Origin of the sequence: Isoptericola sp. NPDC057559 (assembly GCF_042801555.1) — a bacterium.
Classification (GTDB): domain Bacteria; phylum Actinomycetota; class Actinomycetes; order Actinomycetales; family Cellulomonadaceae; genus Isoptericola.
The window spans coordinates 130,452-145,063 of sequence record NZ_JBHVFQ010000002.1; the positions used below are offsets into that span (position 1 = coordinate 130,452).

Genomic DNA, 14,612 nt, shown 5'->3' on the forward strand with positions numbered 1-14,612 from the left:
GCTGGTCACGCTACGACCTGAACCCTTGTTGAGGTCAACGTGTTCCGGGTCACCACCGGTCACCGCCGGCCGGCGCGGCCGCCCGCTCCTCCGGAGGGCGGCATCCTCGAGTACGTCTCGAAAGCCTCCGCGACCTCGCTCGCGGGAGCCCGCAGCCCGCTCAGCCTGATGACGCGCGAGGGCTTGCCGTGCCGGAGCTGGACGTGCAGCTCGCCGCGTTCCACCCGCCATCGCGCGACGTGGTGCCAGGGGACCGTGCCGCGCTTCTGGCTCGTCATGTCCTTGAAGCCCGCGCGGCCCACGGTGAGGCCGAGCCGCGTCGCGCCGCGGACCTCGTCGCCCCGCGCGCGCCGCCGGACCTGCTTCGCCACCTCGACGAGATAGAGGGCCGCGGCGACCGCCAGGACGACCGTCAGGAGGAGCAGCCGGAACTCCAGGCGGTCGAAGCCTCCCCGGCTCGCGGCGGGGAGTGTCAGGGCGAGCCCGGTCGCGGCGGCCAGCAGGCCGCCGCCGACGGAGAGGTGGAGGATCAGCCACCTCGCCTGCGCAGCCGGGCTTCGGCCGCCGGGGAAGGTGACGGACTCGTGCACGGACGCAGGCTACGGCCTCGGCCCTCGCCGCCGAACCTCCCGATCAGCGGCCGGGCTCGGCACCCCAGTACCCACCGTCGGGGAAGCGGAATTCGGCCACGGATCCCGGGTGCATCTGCGTGGAGTACCCCGGTGCGGTGGGCACGACGTACGACACGCCCTCGCCGAAGTCCCGCACCAGGCACGGGTCGGTGAAGTGCTCGTGCAGGTGGTCGACGAACTCGGTGATCCGCCCGTCCAGCGATCCGGAGACGGCCACGTAGTCGAGCACGGACACGTGCTGCACCATCTCGCACAGGCCGACTCCGCCGGCGTGCGGGCAGACGGGGACGCCGAACTTCGCGGCGAGCAGCAGCACCGAGACGATCTCGTTGACGCTGGCGAGGCGGCCGGTGTCGAGCTGGCAGTAGTCGGTGGCCCCGGCCTGGAAGAGCTGCTTGAACATCACGCGGTTGTGGCAGTGCTCGCCGGTGGCGACGCGCACGGGGGCGACGCCCTCGCGCACGGCGGCGTGGCCGAGGACGTCGTCGGGCGACGTGGGCTCCTCGATCCACAGCGGGTCGAACTGCTGGAGCGCCCGCACCCACTCGATCGCCTCCGGCACGTCCCACACCTGGTTGGCGTCGATCATCAGCGTGAGGTCCGGGCCGACGACCTCGCGCGCGATCCCGAGCCGGCGCACGTCGTCCTCGAGGCGGGCGCCGACCTTGAGCTTCACGTGCCGGTAGCCGGCGTCCACGGCCTCCTGGGTGAGGCGGCGCAGCTTGTCGTCGTCGTACCCGAGCCAGCCGGCCGACGTCGTGTACGCGGGGTAGCCGCGGCGCTCCAGGTGCGCGATCCGCTCGGCCTTGCCGGGCTCCGCGGCGCGCAGGATCTCCAGCGCCTCGTCGCGGGTGAGCGCGTCGGAGAGGTACCGCAGGTCGGCGACGTCGACCAGCTCCTCGGGCGTCATGTCCGCGAGCAGCCGCCACACGGGCTTGCCGGCGCGGCGCCCGGCCAGGTCCCACGCGGCGTTGAGGACGGCGGCGAGCGACAGGTGCACGACGCCCTTCTCCGGCCCGAGCCAGCGCAGCTGGCTGTCGGCGGTGAGCTCGCGGTACGTGGCGCCCATGTCGCCGACCACCTCGTCGACGTCGCGCCCGACGAGCAGGTCGGCCTGGTGGCGCGCGGCCAGCGCGACGACGTCGGTGCCGCGGCCGATGGTGAACGTCAGGCCGTGGCCGGCCAGCGGCGCGCCCTCGGTGTCCGTGCCGTCGGTGCGCAGGACGACGTACACGGCCGAGTAGTCGGCGTCGGCGTTCATGGCGTCCGAGCCGTCGGCGGTGCGGGACGTCGGGAAGCGGACGTCGGTGATCTCGACGTCGGTGATGGTGGGCATGCGCACCTCTTCGTGGCGACGGGAAACATCGGATGACTGATCGCCAAACTAGCGGGCCCGACACGGGCACGGCAAGCCTCGTGCCAGGCCGAAGGTGTCAGAGGTTGGAGGATTCAATCCGGTCACCCTCCCCTTCGAGAACGGGATCCGTACCGCCATCCGGGTGGTTGGCGGTACGGATCCCGTGCTCGAAGGGGGCTCGGTCAGCTCGCGGGGGAGATGCTCATCTCGCCCGCGGGGCCCTGCCGGTAGACGGTGAAGTACCCGTCGGTGGCGAGGGTGTTGTCGGCCGTGTCGTCGAGGTAGCTCCACACCGGCTCGCCGTCGACGCGGAGCACCACGCGGATGCCGCCCTCCACGGCCACGGCGCCGAACGTGACGTCGTGGGTCGAGTTGGGCTCGATCACCGTGTTGGGGAACGTGTCGATCATGAAGACGTCGGGCTTCCACCGCTGCATCTCGATGACGTCCTCCTTGATGACCACCAGGTAGCCCGAGCTGCTGTTGGTCCACACCGGGGTGCCGGCGGTCTTGGACCGCACGGAGAACCCGAACCAGCCGCCGTTGTAGTCGCCCACGGAGGTCGTGAACCGCAGCAGCTCGTCGCCGAACTTCTTCGGCGCGAAGCCCCAGGCGCCGCGCGGCGCCAGGTGCGCGGCGCCGTCGGACACCGTCACGCCCTCGCCCGGGGCCCACGCCGCCGGGTCGAGGATCTCGGCGCCGAGGTCGGTCACCGGGTGCTCCGCCGCCTGCACCGTCACGGTGGACGTCGCCGCGAGGCCGGGCACCACGGTCGACGTGGCGGTGATGGTGGCCGTCCCCGCCGCGCGGCCGCGGACGGTGCCCTTGGCGTCGACGGTCGCGACGGACTCGTCGCTCGACGTCCACTCCAGGCCGGTGCGGGTGGCGTCCGCGGGCGTGAACGACGGGGCGATCACGCGGGTCTCGCCCGGCTCGATCGTCGCGGCCGACGGCGCCAGCGTCAGCCCGTCGGGGTCGACGCCCACCAGGGAGAACGACACGTCGTCGAAGTCCAGGGCGGTGAACCCCTGCACGTAGAAGCCGACCTTGCCGGCCGCCTTCGGGGCCGGGTTGGCGCCCGCGACGACCTCCTCGCCGTCGACCAGCACGCGCACGCCGCCCGCCGTGACCACGACGCGCACGTCGTACTCGGTGGAGGGCTTCAGTCCCTCGCCTGCCGGGAGCTTCGCCTCCTTCACCGTGCCCCACGCCGAGTCGAAGATCGTCCACGTGGACCCGGCCGCCGCGTGGCGGTACCGGACGAACCCGCCGGGCGTGGCGCCCGTGCGGTCGTAGACGAGCAGCTGCCCGCCCTCGGGCACGTCCGCCGGCGTCGTCACGGAGAAGTCGAGCGCGTACTCCGAGAGCTGGCGGTCGAGCTGGGAGTTCGCGCCGTTCTTGATGCGGTAGACGTGGTCGCCCGTGCCGTCGTCGACGATCGCGCGGTTCGGGTCCGTGGGCCAGCCGTTGCCGCCCGACTCGAAGTCCGTCGAGTGCAGCACGCCGTCGCCGGCCGCCACGGTGACGGCCATCTCGTCGCGGATGCCCGCGTCGGCCTTCGACTCGACCGTGACCGTGACCTCGCCCGGCGCGACGGCGGTGAGGATGCCCGCGGCGCTGACGGTCGCGACCTCCGGGTCGCTCGAGGTGTACGTGACGGCCTGCTGGGTGGCGTTCCACGGCACGGCCTGCGCGGCCACCGACACCTCGTCGCCGAGGGTCACGCCGAGCCGGTCGGTGGGCAGCACCAGCGACTCGAGCGCCACGGTGTCCGGCGTCTGCGACTGGCCGACGTGCCCGTCCGTGCCGATCTCGTCGAACGGGATGGCCTCGAAGCCCGGGACCTGGTCGAAGACGGGGGAGTCCGCGGTGAGCGTGTAGTCCCCGTTCGCCGCGTCGACGAACCCGGGGTCGGCGTCCGTGACCCAGTTGTCCCCGTAGTTGAGGAGCTTCTTGGTGTCCAGGGCCCCCTCGGCGTTGACGTCGGGGTTGCGGGTGCGGTTCGGGTTCCAGACGACGTTCTTGGCGAACGTGCTGTGGTCGGGGAAGTAGTGGTTGTCCTCGAAGAAGTGCCCCAGCTCGGGGTACTTGGTCAGGTACGGCGTGCCGACGAAGTCCTTGTTGTCGGCGAACACCTGCTTCCACTTCGGCATGTACACGCGGTCGACGGTGTTGCCCTCGCCGTCGCCCATCCACTGCGTGTAGTTGTCGTAGGGCACCTTGGTGTCGACGAACACGTTGTTCGTGGCGTCGATGTAGTCGGCCGAGCCGGACTTGATGGCGTCGTTGCCCATGTTCACGAAGACGTTCTGGCTGATCTCCAGGTCCCACGTGAAGTTGTCGGCGTAGATGCCCTCGATCCCGTCCTTGCCCACGCCGATGTCGTGGAAGTAGTTCTGCCGGAAGACGTGGCCGCGCTGCTGCGGCGTCTCGCCGGAGTTCATGTAGATCGCGCCCAGGTCCTGGAACGTCTTGCAGACGTCGTAGACCTCGTTCTGCTCGAACAGGTGGTCGTTGCCGTGCACGATGATGCCGGGGTGCGGCGCGTCGTTGATCTCGTTGCCGCGCGCGATGTTCCCGACGCCGTCGAACATGACGCCCGGGTTGTACGCCTTGTGGTAGTACGCGAAGTCGTGGATGTGGGAGTCCTCGACGCGGTTGCGGCCCGGGGAGAGCGTCGCCTTGTCGCCGCCCTGGAGCACGACGCCGACGCCGCCCACGTGGCGGATGTCGCTCGAGACGACGGCGTGGTCCGTGCCGCCGCGGTTCACCGGGATGCCGTCGTACGTGTACCGGCCGGGGGAGTTGATGAGCACGCCGCCGTCGGTGAAGTTCTGGACGTCGCTGTTCGAGACGGTCACGTGGCTGCCGCCGAGGACGACGGCGGCCGTGGCCCGCCCGTACTCCAGCACCAGGTCGTCGAACGTCACGTACGACGCCCCGTCCGTGCGGATCATCGGCTCGTCGAGCGTCGTGACGACGGGGGCGCCGCGCTGCGCGAGGAACGACGCGTTCGGCACCAGGTAGAGCATCCCGGCGTCGCGGTCGATGTAGTACTCGCCTGGCGCGTCGAGCTCCTCGAGCAGGTTCTGCGCGAAGTGGAAGTCCGGGTACCAGGTCTTCATCAGGCCGGACATCTCGCCGTAGCGCAGCGTGATGGTGCGCGCGTCCGTGTCGATCTTGTCGATCTTGTTGTAGGACCACTCCCAGCTCTGGCCGAAAATGCCGTCCAGCCAGACGTCCTTCGCCTGCGTCCAGTACTGGGGCCGGTCGTAGGAGTAGCTGAACGTGCCGCCGCGCTCCTGCAGGTCGGCGTCGTTCTTGGTGGGGCCGGCGTCGACGATCTTGTTCATCTGGACGGTGTCCTTGGCCGCGCCGGCGTTGGGCCAGCGGGCCAGGGTCATGTCCTCGCCGTCCACGTACAGCTCCATGGGCGGCGTCGTGCTGACGTCGTTGGCCTTCCAGTAGCCGTGCCGGCTGAGCTGGCCGTAGTCGTCGATGCCGAGCGCGCCCAGGTCGATCTGCAGGACGTCGTCGCGGGCGGACGTCTCGATGATCCGGTCGAGCACGGCCTGGTCGGTGACGGCGGAGAAGCCGTCGTAGGGCAGCTCCTTGCCACCCGTGATCGTGGCGGTCTCGCCCGGGTAGGAGGCGTAGGTGATGGGCGCGTCCTTGGTGCCCGAGTCCTCCGGGCCGAGGAGGAACGACTCCGAGCGCTCGTACGTGCCCTCGCGGAGGTACACGGTGACGCCCTTCTTGCGCTGTCCCTTCGACAGGTCGCGGATCGCGTCGCGCGCGCCCTCGAGGGTCGCCAGGGGGCGCTTCTGGTCGCCCTTGGCGCGGTCGTTCCCGCCGGGGGAGACGTAGAGGACGACGCCGGCCTTGGCCTGCGTGCCGGCGGTCGCGGGTGGGTCCGCGTGCGCCGTGGTCTGTGTCCCTGCGACGAGCAGGGACGTCAGCAGGAGTGCTGACAGGGGTCGCTTCATTGCGAGTGCTCCGACCTCTCGTGTGGTCACGGGTAGTCGGGGCGACGCGGGTGCGTCGGCCCGGATCGTCAAGCACCGGCAGGTTACATTAATCGATAATCGCTGACAATGATGTGGTGGCCGCCCCGAACCGCTACGGTCGGACCCGTCCGCCACTCGAAGGAGACCTCATGACCAGCAGCGGAACCCCCGGACGCCTCGTCTTCGTCGGGGACTCCATCACCGACGCCGGCCGCGACCGCGGCAACGCCACGTCGCTCGGCGACGGCTACGTCGGCCTCGTCGCGCGCGCCCTGCCCGACGCCGAGGTGGTCAACGTCGGCATCGGCGGCGACCGCGCCGTCGACCTCGAGGCCCGGTGGGAACGCGACGTCGCGCCGTCCGCCCCCGACGTCCTCACGGTGTACGTGGGGGTCAACGACACGTGGCGGCGCTTCGACGCCGGCGACCCGACGAGCGCCGAGTCGTTCGAGGCGACCTACCGGCGGCTGCTCGAGCGCGTGCCGGGCTCGCCGCGGCTCGTGCTGGTCGAGCCGTTCGTGCTGCCGGTGCGCGACGAGCAGCAGGCCTGGCTCGACGACCTGGCGGGCAAGCGGGACGTCGTGACGCGCCTGGCGGCCGAGACCGGGGCGGCCCTCGTGCCGCTGCACGGCCTGCTCACCCGGGCGGCCGAGGACGCCGGGGCGGCAGCGCTGGCACCCGACGGTGTCCACCCCACGCCCCCGGCGTCGCGGATCATCGCGGACGCCTGGCTGACCGCGTACGCTGGCGACGCACAAACGATTGTCGATAACCGGGTGGGGCAGCAGGGATGACGGACGCGCTCAGCTCGATCAGCGGCCTGGAGCGCGGGCTCCTGTCGGACCAGATCTACGACCTCGTGAAGTCGATGATCAAGACGTCGCAGCTGGCCCCGGGGGAGCAGCTCGTCGAGTCGCAGCTGGCCCGCCGCCTGCAGGTCAGCCAGGCGCCGGTGCGCGACGCCCTCAAGCGCCTCGCGCACGAGGGCCTGGTGACGCACGTGCGGCACCAGGGCAACTTCGTCGCGCAGTACTCCGAGGAGGAGGCGCAGCAGGCCAAGCAGGCCCGCGTGGCCGTCGAGGCGCTCGCCGGCCGGCTCGCCTGCGGACAGCTCGCCCCCGAGACCCGCTCCAGCCTGGAGAAGGTCATCGACGAGATGCACGGCGCCGTCGAGGCCCACGACCTGCCCGCGTTCCGCGAGCTCGACTTCGGCTTCCACCGCGCCGTCATCGAGGCCAGCGGCAACGGCTACCTGCCGCGCATGTGGGACATCATCGAGCCCAGCCTGCGGTCCATGCACCTGCTCGGCGACCCCGAGTTCACCGGCGACTGGCACCAGGTGGCCGACTGGCACCGCAGCCTGCTCGACGTGCTCGACGACGGCGACGCCGACGCCGCCTCCGCGCTCTTCGAGGCGCACGCGGCGGGCACGCTGCTCGACGCCGAGGGTGGGGCCGCCCAGGAGGAGCGGTAGACGTCGGGCGATCGGCCCCAGGCCCTACGGGTGGGCCGCCTCGTGGGCGAGGATCGCGGTCTGGGTGCGGTTCGCCGTGCCGAGCTTGCTCATCGCGCTCGCGAGATAGGCCTTGACGGTCGACTCGGCCAGGAAGAGCCGCGCGGCGATCCCGGCGTTCGAGAGTCCGTCGGCGAGAGCCGTCACCACCTCCCGCTCCTTCGGGGCCAGGACCGCGAGGCGCCGGCGGGCGTCCGCGCGGTGACCGGCGACGTCGTCTCCCGCGGCGGCGAGCAGGTGCCGCGCCACGCGCGGCGAGAGGATGGCATCGCCCGCGACCGCGGCCCGGATGCCCTGGTGCAGCTCCTCGGGGGTCGAGTCCTTGAGCAGGTACCCGGCCGCCCCGGCGCGCAGAGCGGGGAGCACGTAGTCGTCGGTCAGGTGGCTCGTGAGCACCACCACCGCCGTCTCCGGATGCTCCCGGTGGACGGCGATCGTGGCGTCCAGGCCGTCCATGACCGGCATCTGCATGTCGAGGAGCAGGACGTCTGGGCCGTGCGCCCGGACGAGCAGTACCGCCTCCGTGCCGTCCTCGGCCTGGCCGACCACCTCGAGGTCGGGCGCCGTCTCCACGAGCCGGACGATGCCGGCGCGCAGCAGCGCCTCGTCGTCGGCGACCACCACCCGGATCATGCGGGCCCCCTCGGCAGGACGGCGCGGAGCCGATAGCCGCCGTCGGTCGTCGGCCCGGCGTCCAGCCTGCCGCCCAGCAGCTCTACGCGCTCGCGGAGGCCGGTGAGGCCGAAGCCGCCGGTGGTCAGGCCGGTCGGCGGGCGGGTCGGAGCCTCGTTCCGCACGGAGACCCTGAGCTCGCGACCCCGGTCGTCGAGCTCGACCACCGTGGCTGCGCCCGGCGCGTGCCGTACGGCGTTCGTCAGCCCCTCGCCGACCACGCGGAGGACGGTGCGGTCGACGACGTCGGGCGGCGAGTGCGCGGCGGCGGCGCCGACGACCCGCACCGGTTGCCCGGCCTTCCTCGCCTCACCGACGCGCGCCTCGAGCTCGACCCCGTCGTCCCGCCCCGCGCCCGGCCCGCCGCCCTCGGCCGTGAGGGCGTGGAGCACGGTGCGCATCTCGGCCAGTGCGTCCCGGCAGCTCGTGCCGATCTCCTGGGCGGCGCGCCGGACGGCGTCGTCCGTGCTGGCGGTCCGGAGCACCTCCGCCTCGACGACGGCGTAGCTCATCCGGTGTGACACGACGTCGTGCAGGTCTCTGGCGAGCGCCGCCCGCTCGGCGGCCCTCGCGTCGGCCTCCGCGCGGGCCGCCCGGTCGGCGTCGGCGTCCTGCTGGAGACGCTGCAGGCTGCCCGCGGCGTACGCGAAGAGGAGGATGACGATCCCCGCCCACAGCACGCTCGGCCCCGTGCTCTCGGAGGTGAGCAACCAGGTGGGCCAGGTCACGGTGACCGCGGCGAGCATCGCGCCGACGCTGACGCGGGACGACGTCACGTACAGGCCGGTGGCGTGGGCGGCGCCCAACGTGGCGATCACCGGGGAGACGATGCTGGCCGCCGCGCACCCGGCGAGGACGACGAGGGGGTGGCGCGACCGCGCCAGGAGCAGGGCCGCCGCGCCGACCTGGGTGGCGGCCTCGGCCCAGGTGGGCGCCCAACCGACACCGGACCGGGTGCGCAGCAGCACCAGGAGCACGCCGCCCGCGGCGCAGACCGAGGCGACGAGCACGTCGATCCGCGTCGGGGCCGGGTCCACGACCTCAGCGTAGCCAGCGGGCGCGCGACGGCGACCGGACCGCCGGCCGGGGCGCCCACAGATACCGACGTTCGGCGGTACCGGCAGCCATCGTTCGGGCGTGCCGGGGGACCCGGCTCCGGCGGGACGGTAGAGGCATCAGGAAGCCCGACGACATCGAGGAACGATCATGAAGGTCCGCCGCACCGCCACCGTCTCCGCCGTCTCCGCCGCCCTCGCGCTGGGCGCGCCCCTCGCGGCCTTCGCCGGGGAGGGGGACACCGCGGCGGGCGGCCAGCCCGAGCCCGCCGCCCCCTCGGCGTCGGCGGAGGACGCCGGCGACACCGACGACACCGAGAGGCAGGACGCCGAGGCCCCCACCACGGCCACCGAGCCGGGGAGCGAGACGGCTCCCGCCGACACCCCCGCGGAGCCGGTCGACCCGGTGGTCGCCCCGGCCCCCGCCGAGGACATCGGGGACGCGGCTCCCGCCGACGACACCGAGGACGCGGCCCCCGCCGGGAACGCCGAGGAGGCGGCTCCCGTCGAGGACACGACCCCCGCCGTGGACGAGGCTCCCGCGGAGGACACGACCCCCGCCGAGGGCGACGCTCCTGCGGAAGACACGGAGGCCGCCGACGACGAGGCCCAGGCCGGCCCGGCCGCCGAGGCGGAGCCGGAGGGCACCGCGGACGCGGGCCAGGGGACCGCCACGGCCTCCCGCGGCGCCGCCACGGCGCCGTCCGCGCCGCTGCTCGGCGCCACGTCGGCCGCCTACCCGGACCCCGCGTACCAGCCGCACTGGCACGACGGCGGCCAGGACGGGTTCGGCTGCGACTACTGGTACTTCCTGGACCCCGCCGAGGGCGGCTCCGGCAAGGACTGGAGTGGTTGGAACGGCCAGCCCCAGCTGCACATCCTCCACCACACCCTGGTGGACGACGACGGCACGGTCCACATGGTCTACGACCGGGACATCGCGGGCTCCTGGTACCACGCCTGGTCGGGGGACGAGAGCGTGACGCCCGACGCCGACGGCATCCACTGGGAGAACACCTCCGCGCAGCAGACCGTGCTGGTCAACGGCTACAAGGGCGGCAACGACATGGCCGCCCGCGTGGCCGACGCCGAGCGCCTGTTCGATCGGGCCGGGGTGACGGTGACGACCGGCACGCCGTGGGAGACGTACCGCAGCTGGTACGCGGCGTGGATCGACGACGGCACCTACACCGAGGCCCAGGTGCGCGAGTGGTGGCAGCAGCAGTCGGACGCCGAGCGCGACCGGATCATGGACTACACCGCGTACGAGGCCACCCAGTTCGCCGTCTGGTACTTCAGCACGGGCCACGACGTCATGGGCCTGCTGTTCGACGTCGACGCGGACAACCACGTCACGGTGTCGGACAAGGCGCTGCAGCAATTCGAGGCCTCGGACGAGGACTGGACGCACAACTGGGACGACGCCTACAACAGCGACCGCAGGGCGACGCTGCAGACCGCGGCGTGGCTCATCGAGAAGGGCCTGACGACCAACGCGGTCATGCCGCAGCCGGGGTTCACGAGCAACGGCTTCGTGCGCAACGCCGACGGGACGACCGACTACGGGTTCACCGCCTCGCTGGTCGGTGGGAGCGGCGACGTCCACGTCGAGCTCCGCACGGCGGACGGAGCGCCCGTGCCCGAGGGCGTCGTGCTGGTGGACGCGGGCGGCCGCGTGATCGACACGGTGAAGCCGGGGCAGAAGGTCTTCGTGCGCGTCCCCGCCGGGACGAAGGTGGCAGACCTCCCCACGTTCCAGCTCTGGGGCTCGGCCGAGGGCACCGAGCAGGGCAGCCCGCACTTCTACACCGGGTGGGACCACAACAACCACGGCGAGGGGACGATCGACCCCGAGACGGGCCAGTGGACGCCGGCCCAGTTCCAGCACTGGTTCATCGGCCTGGGCGAGCTCGACCGCCCGTCGACGGCCTGGGACTGGATCGGCGTGACGCTGGCGGACGAGCCTGAGGGCCCGACGGAGCCCACGGATCCGACGGGCCCGACGGAGCCCACGGACCCGACGGACCCGACGGACCCGACGGACCCGACGGACCCGACGGACCCGACGGGGCCCACGGACCCGACCGACCCGACGGAGCCCACGGACCCGACCGGGCCCACCGACCCGACGCAGCCGACCGACCCGACGCAGCCGACCGACCCGACGGAGCCGACCGACCCGACGGAGCCGACGGACCCGACCGGTCCCACGGACGCCGGCGGCCCCTCGGGCCGGACCCCGGCCCCGACGGCGCCGGTGTACGTCACCCACGAGGGCACCGTCGTCGCGGCGGCCGACGCGGCCGACCCGGCCAACCTCGGCGGCGCGGACGCGCGTCAGGCCACCCAGACCGCCGTCGCGGCGCCCGGGCGGCTGGCGCAGACGGGCAGCGACCCCGCCCTGCTCGCCGCGAGCGCTCTGATCGTGCTCACGGGAACCGGGCTGGTCCTGGCCGGCCGGCGCCGCCACGGGGGCGCGGAGGACGCGACCAACGAATGAGCGCCGAGTGACCTGACGTCCGACGCGCGGGCCCCGCACCAGTGGTGCGGGGCCCGCGCCGTCGTGTCAGGAGGGGCCGTGGTCGGCGTCCGCGACCCGCCAGCCCGTGGCGGAGGCCCACGCCTCCGCCCGGGCGGTGATCTCGGCGATCAGCTCGCCCTTCGCCTCGGCGTAGTGGTTCATGCTCGGCCACTCGCGTGCTGCGAGCTCGCGCTTGAGCGCGGCGTAGGCGGCGCGGTCGTCGGCGTCGTGCCGCAGCCGGTCGCGGAACAGCAGGTGCAGCCGCTCCCAGTCGCTGCCCGCCGAGCAGACGTGGACGTGCACGCCCAGGTCGGGCGTGCGGACCAGGCGGTGGCCGGGCTCGCGCACGCGCAGCAGGTACCCCGCGGCGAGCAGGGCGGGGAGGTAGGCGTCCTCGTCCTCGACGTCCGGCACGCTGACGTCGATGTCGACGATCGGCTTCGCGGCGAGGCCGGGCACCGACGTCGAGCCCACGTGGTCGACCCGTACCGCGACCGGCCCGAGGGCGGCCGCGATGCGCTCGCGCTCCCGCGCGAACCGCGCGGGCCACGCGGGGTCCGGCTCGACGAGGACGATCTCGCGCCGCTCGACGCCGCCGACCAGCTCGACGTCCCGGTCGTCGCTCACGACCGCGCGAGCCACTCGGGCGCGAGCACGGACCAGATCTCGATGTCCTGCCGCACCCCGCGGTGCTCGTGGTGCTCGCGCAGCACGCCGTCGCGCTGCATCCCCAGCCGGCGGGCGACGGCGATGCTCGGCGCGTTGCCCGACGCGACCCACCACTCCACGCGGTGGATGCCGCGCTCCCGGACCGCCCAGTCGATGATGGCGGTGGCGGCCCGGGTCACCAGGCCGCGGCCCGCGACCGCCGGCTCCAGCCAGCAGCCCGCCTCCGCCGTGCCCTGCGCGACGTCCATCGTGCGGAACAGGACGCCGCCCACCAGCGTGCCGTCCAGCCAGATCCCGTAGAGACGTCCGGTGTCGGTCGCCGCCTTCTGGGCGTACGCGGCGAGGAACGACCGGCTCGACTCGACGTCCGTGATCCGGTCGGGCAAGGGGACGAACCGACCCACGAACTCCCGGCCGCGGTCGATGGTCGCCAGCAGCTCCTCCGCGTGCCACGGCTCCAGCGGCCGCAGCTCCGCGCCGTCGTCCCCGAGGGACCTTGCGAACATCGTGCCTCCCTGGTCGCGGCCGGCCTCGCGCCGGCACGTCGGGATCCTCGCACGACCTCGTCCAGCACGACGTAGCGATTTCTCGCCGTCCTGCCAGCACACGGCGACAAAGCGCTACGTCGACCGGCGCCTGCGTGCCAGCGGGACGAGGATCGCGTCCGCCAGCTCCGCGGCGGTCCGGTTCGACGCGTCGAGCGTGAGGTCGAACGGTTCCCCGTCGGCGACGTCGAGATGGCCGCGGGCGTTGCCCGGGTGGCGGCCGTGCGTCCGGCCTGCCTCGCGCGCCTCCACCACCGCGAGCGGGGCCGTGAGCCGCACCCACAGGACCGCGTAGCCGGCGAGGTCTCGGCGCCAGGCGGGCAGGATCGTCCGGTCGACCGGCATCTCGTCGAGGATGACGTCGTTCCCCGCGTCGAGCAGCGCCCGCACGGCTGCGCGCTGCCCGGCCAGCAGGTGTCGTCCGGCGTCGCCGTACCGGATCCGGGCGTGCGGGCTGCCGTCGTCGTCGACGGTGTCCTCGTACCAGAACCCGGGGCCGGGGCCTCGCGGGTGGCCGGCCCAGTGGTGGGGGAACATCGAGAAGAAGTGGTCGATCCCGACCACCAGGTGAGGGTCGGTCAGCCGTTCCTGGAGCTCGGCCGCCACCGCCGTCTTCCCGACGCTGGACGTGCCCACGAGCGCGACGACGTGACCCACCATGCTGCCGAGTGAACCACGCCGTAGGGGCACGAACCCCTAGGGCGCCCCGGTGCCGTAGAGCCGGTCGGCGGTACCGGACCAGACGGCGGCCGCGGCGTCGCCGTCGAGCGCGGGGAGCGCGCGGGCGGTGCGCTCGACGACGTCCGCGTACGGGGCGACGCGCGCGGACATCGGCCAGTCGCTGCCGAACAGCAGCCGGTCCGGGCCCAGCAGGTCGACGGCGGCGCGGGCGGCCGCGGCGACGCGCGCCGCCTCGTCGGGCGCGGCGCCCTCGGAGGTGGCCCGGTGCAGGCCGGACAGCTTGGCGTGCGCGCGGGGACGGGCGGCGAGGGCGGCGAGGCCGTCGCGCCAGGCCCGGTCGGGAGAGCCGGTGCCGAGGCCGAGGTGGCAGACGACGACGGCGAGGCCGGGGTGGCGGCCGGCGAGCGCCGCCACGGCGGGCAGCTGCTCCGGGCGGACGAGCGTCTCGAGCACCCGGCCGGACGCTGCCAGGCCCTCGCAGAGGGCGTCGAGCCCGTCGACGTCGGACAGGTCGGCCGCGCGGCCCGGGACGGCGAGCCGGACGCCGGCGACGGGGACGCCGCCGTCGATCACCGCCTGGGCCATGCCCGCCCAGGCGTCGGGGTCGTCGGGGCGGGCGTCGTACTGCAGCACCACCGGCCCGGGCAACGGCCCGTGCGACGCGGCCTGCCGCGCGAGCCAGCGCGCCTCGCCCTCGGTGTCCGCGGCCTGCACGGCGACGGCGGCCCGCACCGGCACGGGGGAGGTGCCGACGGCGCGGGCGAGGTCGTCCGGGCCGACGCGCGCGGGCAGGCCGAGGCCGTCCCGGAACCACGAGATCCGCGTCTCCGTCGTGTCCCACAGGTGGACGTGCGCGTCGACGATCCCGCCCGCCGTCGTGGCGAACAGGCGGTGGTGGGCGGTGTCCGGGGGGGGGGCGGGCGCCGCCGCGGGGTGGGGCGCCGGGGGCGGGGGCCCCGG

The 14,612-nt window shown here is 73.5% G+C and carries 12 protein-coding genes; 3 read left to right on the forward strand and 9 right to left on the reverse strand.

Annotated features, from left to right (window positions below):
• Positions 1-59: 59 nt before the first annotated feature.
• The 3 genes from ACFU5J_RS03560 to ACFU5J_RS03570 all read right to left on the reverse strand — a co-directional run bounded on the left by ACFU5J_RS03560 (position 60) and on the right by ACFU5J_RS03570 (position 5,975).
• Positions 60-590 carry a hypothetical protein gene (locus tag ACFU5J_RS03560; RefSeq protein WP_430577853.1) on the reverse strand — a complete coding sequence of 177 codons (531 nt, stop codon included), beginning with the start codon at positions 588-590 and terminating at the stop codon, positions 60-62.
• A gap of 43 nt (positions 591-633) precedes the next feature.
• A complete protein-coding gene (locus ACFU5J_RS03565) occupies positions 634-1,968 on the reverse strand; it encodes an L-fuconate dehydratase (RefSeq protein ID WP_430577854.1) in 1,335 nt (444 codons plus the stop codon).
• A 203-nt stretch (positions 1,969-2,171) separates the two neighbouring features.
• On the reverse strand, positions 2,172-5,975 hold the full coding sequence (locus ACFU5J_RS03570) for an Ig-like domain-containing protein (protein ID WP_430577855.1): 3,804 nt from the start codon (positions 5,973-5,975) through the stop codon (positions 2,172-2,174).
• A 170-nt stretch (positions 5,976-6,145) separates the two neighbouring features.
• Between ACFU5J_RS03570 and ACFU5J_RS03575 the strand changes: the two genes are divergently transcribed.
• Both ACFU5J_RS03575 and ACFU5J_RS03580 read left to right on the forward strand, forming a co-directional pair.
• On the forward strand, positions 6,146-6,790 hold the full coding sequence (locus ACFU5J_RS03575) for an SGNH/GDSL hydrolase family protein (RefSeq protein WP_430577856.1): 645 nt from the start codon (positions 6,146-6,148) through the stop codon (positions 6,788-6,790).
• Complete coding sequence (locus tag ACFU5J_RS03580) at positions 6,787-7,470, forward strand: GntR family transcriptional regulator (protein ID WP_430577857.1); 684 nt, start codon at positions 6,787-6,789, stop codon at positions 7,468-7,470. The genes ACFU5J_RS03575 and ACFU5J_RS03580 overlap by 4 nt, the downstream gene beginning before the upstream one ends.
• 24 nt (positions 7,471-7,494) lie before the next feature.
• Here ACFU5J_RS03580 and ACFU5J_RS03585 read toward each other — a convergent pair whose 3' ends face one another.
• Together ACFU5J_RS03585 and ACFU5J_RS03590 are read right to left on the reverse strand one after the other, a co-directional pair.
• Positions 7,495-8,142 (reverse strand): response regulator, encoded by a 648-nt coding sequence (locus ACFU5J_RS03585; protein ID WP_430577858.1) that lies wholly within the window; start codon positions 8,140-8,142, stop codon positions 7,495-7,497.
• Positions 8,139-9,218, reverse strand: coding sequence for a sensor histidine kinase (locus tag ACFU5J_RS03590; RefSeq protein WP_430577859.1), 1,080 nt, complete (start codon positions 9,216-9,218; stop codon positions 8,139-8,141). The genes ACFU5J_RS03585 and ACFU5J_RS03590 overlap by 4 nt, the downstream gene beginning before the upstream one ends.
• Before the next feature lie 169 nt (positions 9,219-9,387).
• Between ACFU5J_RS03590 and ACFU5J_RS03595 the strand changes: the two genes are divergently transcribed.
• Complete coding sequence (locus tag ACFU5J_RS03595) at positions 9,388-11,736, forward strand: hypothetical protein (protein WP_430577860.1); 2,349 nt, start codon at positions 9,388-9,390, stop codon at positions 11,734-11,736.
• A 66-nt stretch (positions 11,737-11,802) separates the two neighbouring features.
• Here the strand turns inward: ACFU5J_RS03595 and ACFU5J_RS03600 are convergent, their stop codons facing one another.
• The 4 genes from ACFU5J_RS03600 to ACFU5J_RS03615 all read right to left on the reverse strand — a co-directional run.
• Positions 11,803-12,384: a GrpB family protein gene (locus ACFU5J_RS03600; RefSeq protein ID WP_430577861.1), complete on the reverse strand. Its 582-nt coding sequence runs from the start codon at positions 12,382-12,384 to the stop codon at positions 11,803-11,805.
• Positions 12,381-12,932: a GNAT family N-acetyltransferase gene (locus ACFU5J_RS03605; RefSeq protein ID WP_430577862.1), complete on the reverse strand. Its 552-nt coding sequence runs from the start codon at positions 12,930-12,932 to the stop codon at positions 12,381-12,383. The genes ACFU5J_RS03600 and ACFU5J_RS03605 overlap by 4 nt, the downstream gene beginning before the upstream one ends.
• Before the next feature lie 114 nt (positions 12,933-13,046).
• The gene (locus tag ACFU5J_RS03610) at positions 13,047-13,631 is read right to left on the reverse strand and encodes a hypothetical protein (protein ID WP_430577863.1); all 585 of its coding nucleotides are present in this window, start codon (positions 13,629-13,631) and stop codon (positions 13,047-13,049) included.
• Between the two features lie 36 nt (positions 13,632-13,667).
• Positions 13,668-14,612: amidohydrolase family protein (locus ACFU5J_RS03615; RefSeq protein WP_430577864.1), on the reverse strand; the 945-nt coding region annotated here is incomplete at its 5' end.

Coding starts and splice junctions, on each gene's coding strand:
- ACFU5J_RS03565 (WP_430577854.1), bottom strand. CDS start 1,968: ATGCCCACCATCACCGACGTCGAGATCACCGACGTCCGCTTCCCGACG.
- ACFU5J_RS03570 (WP_430577855.1), bottom strand. CDS start 5,975: ATGAAGCGACCCCTGTCAGCACTCCTGCTGACGTCCCTGCTCGTCGCA.
- ACFU5J_RS03575 (WP_430577856.1), top strand. CDS start 6,146: ATGACCAGCAGCGGAACCCCCGGACGCCTCGTCTTCGTCGGGGACTCC.
- ACFU5J_RS03580 (WP_430577857.1), top strand. CDS start 6,787: ATGACGGACGCGCTCAGCTCGATCAGCGGCCTGGAGCGCGGGCTCCTG.
- ACFU5J_RS03585 (WP_430577858.1), bottom strand. CDS start 8,142: ATGATCCGGGTGGTGGTCGCCGACGACGAGGCGCTGCTGCGCGCCGGC.
- ACFU5J_RS03595 (WP_430577860.1), top strand. CDS start 9,388: ATGAAGGTCCGCCGCACCGCCACCGTCTCCGCCGTCTCCGCCGCCCTC.
- ACFU5J_RS03605 (WP_430577862.1), bottom strand. CDS start 12,932: ATGTTCGCAAGGTCCCTCGGGGACGACGGCGCGGAGCTGCGGCCGCTG.
- ACFU5J_RS03610 (WP_430577863.1), bottom strand. CDS start 13,631: ATGGTGGGTCACGTCGTCGCGCTCGTGGGCACGTCCAGCGTCGGGAAG.